The sequence below is a fragment of the Phycisphaerae bacterium genome, from assembly GCA_018003015.1.
GTDB lineage: Bacteria > Planctomycetota > Phycisphaerae > UBA1845 > PWPN01 > JAGNEZ01.
Map to the genome: position 1 here is coordinate 43,619 of JAGNEZ010000047.1, position 8,909 is coordinate 52,527.

Annotated in this window: 5 protein-coding genes; 1 reads left to right on the plus strand and 4 read right to left on the minus strand. The window is 63.9% G+C overall.

Going from position 1 to position 8,909, the window contains the following annotated elements:
• Nucleotides 1–99 precede the first annotated feature (99 nt).
• The 3 genes from KA354_17980 to KA354_17990 form a co-directional block, all read right to left on the minus strand.
• Complete coding sequence (locus KA354_17980) at nt 100–1,959, minus strand: sulfatase-like hydrolase/transferase (protein ID MBP7936533.1); 1,860 nt, start codon at nt 1,957–1,959, stop codon at nt 100–102.
• 78 nt (nt 1,960–2,037) lie between these two features.
• Nucleotides 2,038–3,597: a hypothetical protein gene (locus KA354_17985; protein MBP7936534.1), complete on the minus strand. Its 1,560-nt coding sequence runs from the start codon at nt 3,595–3,597 to the stop codon at nt 2,038–2,040.
• A 179-nt stretch (nt 3,598–3,776) separates the two neighbouring features.
• On the minus strand, nt 3,777–5,306 hold the full coding sequence (locus KA354_17990) for a YifB family Mg chelatase-like AAA ATPase (GenBank protein ID MBP7936535.1): 1,530 nt from the start codon (nt 5,304–5,306) through the stop codon (nt 3,777–3,779).
• A 384-nt stretch (nt 5,307–5,690) separates the two neighbouring features.
• Here KA354_17990 and KA354_17995 point away from each other — a divergent pair, with 384 nt between their 5' ends.
• The gene (locus KA354_17995; protein ID MBP7936536.1) at nt 5,691–7,367 is read left to right on the plus strand and encodes a hypothetical protein; all 1,677 of its coding nucleotides are present in this window, start codon (nt 5,691–5,693) and stop codon (nt 7,365–7,367) included.
• 44 nt (nt 7,368–7,411) lie between these two features.
• Here KA354_17995 and KA354_18000 read toward each other — a convergent pair whose 3' ends face one another.
• The gene (locus KA354_18000; protein ID MBP7936537.1) at nt 7,412–8,653 is read right to left on the minus strand and encodes a WD40 repeat domain-containing protein; all 1,242 of its coding nucleotides are present in this window, start codon (nt 8,651–8,653) and stop codon (nt 7,412–7,414) included.
• Nucleotides 8,654–8,909 lie beyond the last annotated feature (256 nt).

An 8,909-nucleotide genomic window follows, 5' to 3' on the forward strand; every position in this document is an offset into this window, starting at 1 on the left:
TCACTCTCGTCGATGCAGCCATCCCGATCCGAGCGATCAGAGGGTTACCGTCGTGAAGCAGGCTGGTCCCAACACCCGCCCACCCTCTGGTTGCGACGTCTACCTGGGATTAGCCAGCATCGTGTCCAGGATCTTGGGGATATTGCTTTCCATTCGTTGGATCACCGAGGGATGCGTTCGAGGCAGCGCTGCGATGGCCGTCCTGAAGCCGGCAGCCCGATCACCCAAGGCATCGATCGCGTTCAGTGCCGGGAGTGAAACATAGATCCCGTTTCTGGAAACGTCCGCTCGATCAATCAGGAGGGCCAGGATTGCCGGGAAGTCGGCTGCCGCCCCAAACCGGGCCAAAGCCTCGGCCGCCACGATCTGCACATGGGGCGATGCATCCTTCAAGGCCTGCCTGAGCGCCGGCTCAGCAGCTTCAACCGACGTTCTGCCGCGCATCAGGATGCCCATCGCCGCCCAGTATCGGACGGCGCTGTCCGCATCCTCAACGAGCGCCGATCTCAGTGCAGTCTCGGACTCGATTTCGAGCGATGACGCCTGCTCCGCCGCGGTCAGGATCCTGGCCATCGGGTACTTGCGTTCGTCGCGCCCGACGTCATACGGCGTGGAGCCCTGCGAGCGGCGATGGATCTCTCCCTCGGGCAGGAAACCCAGATCGCGATCCTTCAAGAGCCGTTCGCGCAGCACGGTGCGCATTCGTCGCAGTATGTCCTGGTGCGCCGGCGAGTCGGCCAGGTTCTGCACCTCGTCGGGATCCTCCTTGAGATCGTAGAGCTCCTCGGGAGCCTTGGGTTCCCAGAAGCACGTTTTTGGCGGGGCCAGCTTGCCTTGGTCGAACAGCTGTTTCCACACCCGGGTGGTGGGCGTCTCGAACATGTATGCCACGTGCTGGCCGGCGGGAAGGTGCGGCATGTAGTTACGGACGTAGACATAGCGCTGGTCGCGGATGGAGCGGACCAGGTCGTAGCGTTCGTCCATGCGGCCTCGGAAACCGGTGATGTACTCCGGCGACGGCATCTCGGAAGGCCCCAGGAACGCCCGGCCCTGCATCCAGGCCGGCGGCTGGATCCCGGCGAGGCTCAGCACCGTGGGCGCCAGGTCCTCGAAACGGATCAGTCGCCGGCTCCGCCCTCCGCGCGCGTAGTCCGTCGCGGCCAGGTTTCGCCACTTAGGTGGAACGTAGACGATCAGTGGCACGTGCAGACCGGAATCACACGGCGAGCGTTTGCCGCGCGGCATCCCTGGCCCGTTGTCGCCGTAGTAGAAGACGATCGTGTCGTCCGCGACACCGGCCTCCTCCAATTCCCGGAGGTTCTGGTTGGCGATACCATCCATCTCGCTCAGCTGATCGTAGTATTGGGCCCAGTCCTGCCGGACCTCAGGGGTATCGGGATGATAGACGGGCACGCGCGCGCGGGCGACGTCGTGCTTCCACTGATGCGGTCGCTTGCGGATCTGGCTTTCATGGGTCACTCCAAGGTTGAACACCGCGAAGAAAGGCTGGTCGGGGCGGCGGTTGCGCCAGTGGGCCTTGGCGGAGGACATGTCCCAGACCTTGCCCGGCTTCTCCAGGTTGTAGTCCTCCTTGCTGTTGTTGGTGCAGTAGTAACCCGCCTCGCGGAGCAGTTGGGGGAACATGCGCATAGGCGCGGGCATCGGGACCAGGCTTCGCATGTGCTCTGCACCCAGTGACGGCGGGTAGATGCCGGTGATGATCGCCGTCCGAGCGGGCGCACACACCGGGGCGCTCGACCACACGTTCAGATACACGCAACCCTTGGCGGCCAGTCCATCGAGCGTCGGGGTGGTCGCGTAGGCATCGCCGTAACAGCCCAGGTGCGGACCGTTGTCCTCGCTGGTGATCCAGAGGATGTTGGGGTGAGGCCCCGATTCCCCCTCTGCCCCCCCGACCGCGCAAAGGAAGGCAGCGATCGACAGCACAGGTGTTCGCATCGTGTGGCTACCTCCTGCTCGTGATTCCTACCCCGGTGACCGATTTGCCCGGCTCGTAGTTCAACCGGTCTCAGGAGTTCATCCGCCGCAACCGGGATCGGCCGGCGTCTTCGTCCCACTGTAACACCGCTGCAGAGCCCCGAAATCACCCTGATCCACGTCGCTGTCGCCGTCGAAATCCATGGCCGAGCAGGAGCCGGTGATTGAGATCCCCGAGCCCGAAATGCAGTCCTTGAACGCCGTGAAGTCGACGCCGTCGACGTCCCCGTCGCGGTCGACGTCGCCCGGTATGAGCGGCGGGCAGCCGTTCGCGTCCACGACCGCACCCGGAATCGTGCTTGCGCACGTGTCGCAGGGGTCATACACGCCGTCGCGGTCGCTATCCGCCAGAGGCACGGATGAGTACCGGAAATCGGAGATGATCGCCTCGACATCCCGGCCTTCCGCAGGTGGCTTGCCGTCGATCAGCCAGAGGTTCATCCGGATGTTCTCGCCGCCCGGGGGAGGATTGTCCGCTCCGGCGTACCGCCAGGTCCGGATGACGCGTGGCTGAGACGGAACCACGCATGCCTCCCCGTAGTGACTCTCGAAGGAAACTGCCTCGGAAGCCCAAGTCATGACGTGGGTTGTCGAGTCAATACCGCTCGCGTAGTTGATGTTGAAGCGGAGCATGTTTCCGGCCGTACCCCACGGCTGAATGACATACTGGGAGTTGGCGCTGGCGGGATCACCCCATCGGCCGAACTCGAAGTCAATCTCGCGGTAATGGTACTGCGGGGCAGTGGTGTCCCAGGTGAACAGACCCAGGGTGGCATTCGGGTCCAGACCGTCCACTCGACTGTCCACGGTGAAGAGGTATGTACCGTAGCCGAGCGACTCCCGAGCGATGACCTCGCTGCAGAACCACCGGCCGCAACGCGGCACGATCTTGAGGTGCAGTCGGCCAGAAGCATCAACCCAGACATTCTCTTCGCTCTGGGAGAAGTCGTTGGGGCCCGGTCCCTGCCCGTCGCCGCTCTTGACGATCCAGTCGCGCCCGGCGAACCGGATCTGCCGTGTCGGTACCAGCCGGAGATGGTCGAGGTAGATCGTCCCGCTGCTCCCGGCGAGATTCTCAAACAACAGCGCGGCGATATGGCTCAGCGAGTGCTTCTTGATCTGGCCGACGTTCATCGAGACGGTAAACCACTGATTGACGGCCGTGGGCACAGGGCAACCGGCCGTCCAGCCGAAAACGTCGTCCCAGATCCCCACGGTCTGGGCCAGAGCCGACAGGGAGGCAACGTAGACATCCACCCTGATCTCCGCGATGCCGGCCGTCATGCCCGGCAGATCGAACGTCCGCCCGACCCACTCGTGCCGAACCTGTACCTTGCGATCCGTCTCGCCGCTCCAGTGCAGCTTGAGTACGTGCCGCCCTTCCGTGGCCGTCGGCGCCCCGCCAACGCCCCCCTCTACCGGCCAAGTCACGGTCAATCCCGGGTCACTGCTCCCCGCCCGTATCATCACCGCCCCGACTTCCGACCGCTCGTAACCGGCCAGGAGGTTGCCATCAGCCAGCGCCATGGACGACATGGGCATGACAGAGGCCGCCGCGGCGAGGAAAGCCCTGCAAATACTGAACATCGTGGCGGTCATACACCTCATTGTACCGAACTGATCCCCGTCAGGCCAAAACGGGATGGAACGGCTTCATCTCTGCTCCCTCGTCGAGGAGGAGTCTGACGGACTCCAACCCCTGACGGCCGCCCCCCGGACCCTCCCATGCGAGGTTGGTTCTATACTCACTCCGGACTGGCTTCGATGGAATGCGCGGCCTACAGCTGCCGATCCAGCCTTCGGTACATGATCGCCTCGCCGACGTGCTCGGGGAGCAGATGCTCCTGGCCGGCGAGATCGGCAATGGTCCGGGCAACCCGTAGAATCTTGTCGTGGGCCCGGGCACTGAGGCCCAGCTCGGTCAAGGCTTGCCTGAGCAACTGCTCGCCGGCCTCGTCGAGCTTACAGTACTTTCGCAGCAGCCGCGAGGTCATGCGGGCGTTGATCATCGTGCTCTGCTCACCGAATCGGCGGCGCTGAATCTGCCGGGCTCGGATCACCTGCTCGCGAAGCGAGGCGCTGTCGCTGCCGTCACGCTCTCCACGCAGCTCACGGTAAGCGACCGGCGGGACCTCAATGTGGATATCGATTCGGTCGATCAGCGGCCCGCTGATCCTCGACAGGTACTTGTCGATTTGCGTCGGGCTGCACTTGCACGGCTTATTCGGGTCCGTGAAATAGCCACATGGACACGGGTTCATGGCTGCCACGAGCATAAACTGCGCCGGGAACGCCACCGCCGAGTGCGACCGGGCAATAGTAACCACGCCGTCTTCGAGCGGCTGCCGAAGGGTCTCGAGGATCGTCCGGGGGAACTCGGGGAACTCGTCGAGGAACAGCAACCCGTGATGGGCCAGCGACACCTCGCCCGCCTGCGGAATGCTGCCCCCGCCGACCAGGGCCGGCCCGCTGGCCGAATGATGCGGCATGCGCACGGGGCGGCGGGCCATGAGCGGCAGGCCCGGCGGAAGCTTGCCGGCCGCCGAGTAGATCCGGGTCGTCTCCAACGACTCGGTCAGTGTCAGTGGAGGCAGAATCGTCGGCAACCTCTTGCTGAGCATGGTTTTGCCGGTTCCCGGCGGACCGATCAGCAGGACGTTGTGCCCCCCTGCCGCGGCCAGGGTCAGGGCTCGCTTGGCGGATTCCTGTCCGCGCACCTCGGCGAAGTCCTCCTCGTAGCGCGAGGCGCGATCGAACACCGCCTGGATATCGATGACCGTCGGCTCGAGCGGCAGTTGCTCGGTGAGGAAGCCCACCGCCTCGGCCAGTGTCCCGATCCCGATGACCTCGACGTCGGTGACCACGGCCGCCTCGGGGGCGTTGTCCCGCGGCACGATCACCCCGACCACGCCCCGGTCCCGGGCCAAGAGGGCCATGGACAAAGCCCCTTTGATCGCCCGGACCCGACCGTCGAGCGCCAGTTCCCCGGCGATCAGGTACCGCCCAACCCGTTCAGGTGTGCCCGCGTCGCTGCCGAAGATCATCCCCAACGCGATAGGCAGGTCGAAGGCCGGCCCTTCCTTCTTGATATCCGCCGGGGCCAGGTTAATGACCGTCTTGTACTCCGGCCAGGAGTAGCCGGAGTTGTTCAGGGCGCTGTGCACCCGTTCCAGGCTTTCCTTCACCGCGGTGTCCGGCAAACCGACAATCGAGGTCTTCTCGAAGCCCCGAGGGGCAACGTCCACCTCCACCTCACAAGCCGTGGCTTCGATCCCGATTAACGCCATGCTTTGTAGACGTGCGAGCATGGCGGGATTCTACAAGCCCCGGTTCTCCGTGCCAAAGGTCTGGGTCAGTCGGAGCAGGTTACGCGGATCTCACTCAACCTCGCGCCCTGTCAGGTGCGAGCACGACGGAACTGAGTCAGCCTCGGCCTGCCCCGCCTCCGGCCCAGGCCCGCCGAAATTCCGTCGCCCGACATCCCCGAAGGCCCTTGAGCTCTTGACGGACCCACGTCTTGAGCGTAACCGGCACGCGCTGGGCACTGACCCCGGCTGCGCCGCGGCCTGGGCCTCGTCGTTGAACTACAATCTAAGGTGTGGTCTGGTAGCCGTTTCTCGGGGTGATTGACTAGACGGATGCCGTGTCATCTCTCGCGATCGGTCGCCCCATTGCATGCAAAAGGAGGTCGTATGTGCTCCGCCGCTGCCTCCCGGTCTGTTCTTCTCCCCGTCGTCTTCGTGAGTCATATCGGGCTTGCCGTCCTGCTGGCGGGATGCTCCATCGGGTGCGCAGAGTGGCACGGGCGACCCGGGGGATTCACGGGGCGAGATGCGCCCGAGACGGACTCGGATCTGCCGCCGTTGCCGGATCGCAGTCTCCGCGGGGTTTTCGTGGTGACCGCATACAACTTCGATTGGCCCAACCGCCCGGGCCTCAATCCACGCGTGTTGAGTGACGAAATCCGCGCCGTCGTGGGCCGGACCAAGGAGTTGAACTGCAACGTCATTATTCTCCAAGTCCGAGCGTTCGGCGACCGCCTGCACCGATGGACGAGGCTTTCCAAGCCCGAACCCTGGTCCGTGGCCCTGAATCCCGGCAGTGACCGGGATCCAGACAAGAAACCAACGCCGGAGTACGATCCTCTCGGCGACTGGATCACGCAGTGCCATGCGGCGGGGATCGAGCTGCATGCCTGGGTCAACCCCTTTCGCGTTGACAGGATCGTCAAGGACGCGAATGACAAGGTCTATTCGCTTCTCGCGTCCGAGAAATACGACACGGTCTACCTGGACTACACTCAGACCAATGTGCAGGACTATGTGATTGACGTGATCGATGACCTGCTCCGGTACCGCGCGAAGCAAGATGTCACCACGGTGACTCCTGGCGGCGGGGCGCTCAGAGTGGCCAGAGGAGGCGATGGAATTGACGGTCTCTTGTTTGACCATAATCTGCCCAAGGAACACCATCACCGCGTGGCCAGCCGGACCACCGTCCTCTTCTCCGCTCCGCCTGACTACACCCCGCATCAGAAGCGGGTCAAATGGCTGGCCACGGAATACGGAGCGCCGACAGCGGGCCCGAAGACCATGGACGACTTTATCTTCAGGACATTTCAGAGGGTGTACAAGGAGCATGGGCTCAAGTTCGGCATCAGCCCCAATCACGATGACGCTCAGGGCATGGAATGGCTGAAGAAAGGCTGGGTCAACTACGTTGTCCCCGAGCTGTACACGAAGGACCCGCCTGGAAGCGTGAAGCGGAGACTCGGGCCGTGGCTCGGCAACGTCCAACCGCAAACGGAGTTCACCCCGATCGTCGTGACCGGCCTGTGTGCCACTCGGGTTCAATCACCTGAGGACTCGTCCAGCCAGCCCTGGTCGGGCAAGGACATCGCTGACCAGATGAAGGAAGCGAACAACGCCCGAAGTCGAACCGGAACCCGGACGTCGGGCGAGGCCCACTACTCATGGAGCGCGTTGCGGGCCCCCTGCTGTGGGGGCCCTCTCGACGCTCAGGATCCCCAGAACACGCTCGGAGAGTTGCTGCAACGTGAGTTCTACGTTCAGCCCGCGTTGGTCCCCAACTGCACGGCGCCTCCTGGCAGCCGGCTGCCCGACAAACCGGTTGTCTCGCTGGCCAACAACACCGCCAGCTGGCGACTGCCTGCACACTCCAAGACCAGGGTCCGGTTCTGGGCAGTCTGGTTGCACGACTCCGGGCCCCGATCGTCCGGCTGGGGACCCATGCAGGTCCTCGATGGGTCCGTTAGCAGCCGCCCGGTTCCGAGAACGGTGGATCGCGTGGCGGTGAAAGCGATCGATCACCACAACCGCGAAACGGACTACGGGCTCGCCGCTCCCTGACGAGACTGTCGCCCGAACTCACGGCGGCCTTGTTACCCGAGGACCTATCCTCCGTCCTGCTGGACGGGAGCCGTGAGCAGTCGCCGGTCGGCCTGTGTGCCGGTCACCGCGTCCACGCAAAGGCGAAGGTAGTTGGGCGATGCTTCACGCCGGACTATCGCCTTGTGGAACTCGTTGGCGGCTTCATTCGTCTGACCGAGTTGCCAGTAACAGCGGGCCAGCGTGAGGGAGGGTATGTCGGCTCCCCGGCTCCGGGCCTTCTCCAGGAAATGCAGGGCCCAGTCGTTGACGCCCCGGAATGCATACCATTCGCCCAGTGTCAGCAGCGCAGCACTGTCGTCCGGACGAGTGCGAAGGGCAGATGCCGCTCTATCAAGGCGGGCCCCAAAGTCGAGATGCCGCAGGGACCGGGAGATATCCCAAAGACTGATCGACGACCCGCTGCTCGCCAGCACCGCATCGCCGGCCGGAACAACCGCCAGGGCATAGCCATAGGTGGGAAGCTGAGCCCCGAGTCTCAAGTCGCGCCCCCGCTGCGCGTCCCACATGCGGAGGGTTTGATCGCTGCCGACCGAGAACACGGTGCGATCTCCGCGCCCGTAACGTACGCCCCTCACCACCAGAGTCGGTCCAACGAACTGGCCGGCCTCATCGCCGGCGATCAGATCCCACAGATGAACGACCAAGTCGTGCCCACTCGTGAGGGCGTGTTTCCCGTCCGCCGAGAAAGCCGCACAGTCCACGCTGGCAGGCTTAGAGCCGGACAGATAGCGAAGAAGGCGGCACTCTCCAGTCTCTGGCTTCCAGTAGTACACTTCACCCCGCTCATCACCACAAATCGCATACCGCGAATCCGGAGATGCGGCAACACAGGTGACCCGGCTCCTGCAGACCAACCGCTTAGGCTCACCGATCTCCGACCCGATCATCCGCCGAACCACCGTGTGATCGGGCTCGGAACTGAGAAAGAAGCGGCCATCGCGAGAGACCGCCGTGAAAGACCACCCCTCCCCACGAGTGCGTTGACCTTCAAAGGACCCTTTGCCGGCATACCGGTGGAGTTCATCGCCGCTGATGATATCCCAGACTCGGCAGTTGCCTGCGCTGTCCGCTACGAAGAGGCGATCGCCGCCCGAGAGAATGGTGACGGTGTCGATGGGGCCAAGCTGCCCGTCGAAAGTCTTGAGGAGGCGGAAAGTCGCCAAGTCGCGGAGCCTCACGGATCCGGTTTGGTCACCACAGACGAAGAGCATGCCGTCGTCAGGGGAGCAATCCAGACTGGTCACCGTTTTGGCTTCGCTTGCGGTTGGAGCATCGGCATTCTGCGTCAGGTCCCACACTCTGAGTGTGCGGTCAATTCCCGCGGAGACGGCCCGGCGTCCGTCGATCGTGACGGCAACGCCGCGTACACCGCCGTGTAAGCGCCCACCAGAACCATTATTGACGAGCCGGCTATCCTGACGCACGTGTTGCTGGTGTGAGTTTGCACGTTCAGGAGAGTCTGCATGCCTCGTTCAACGGATACCCGGAAGCTGGCGTTGT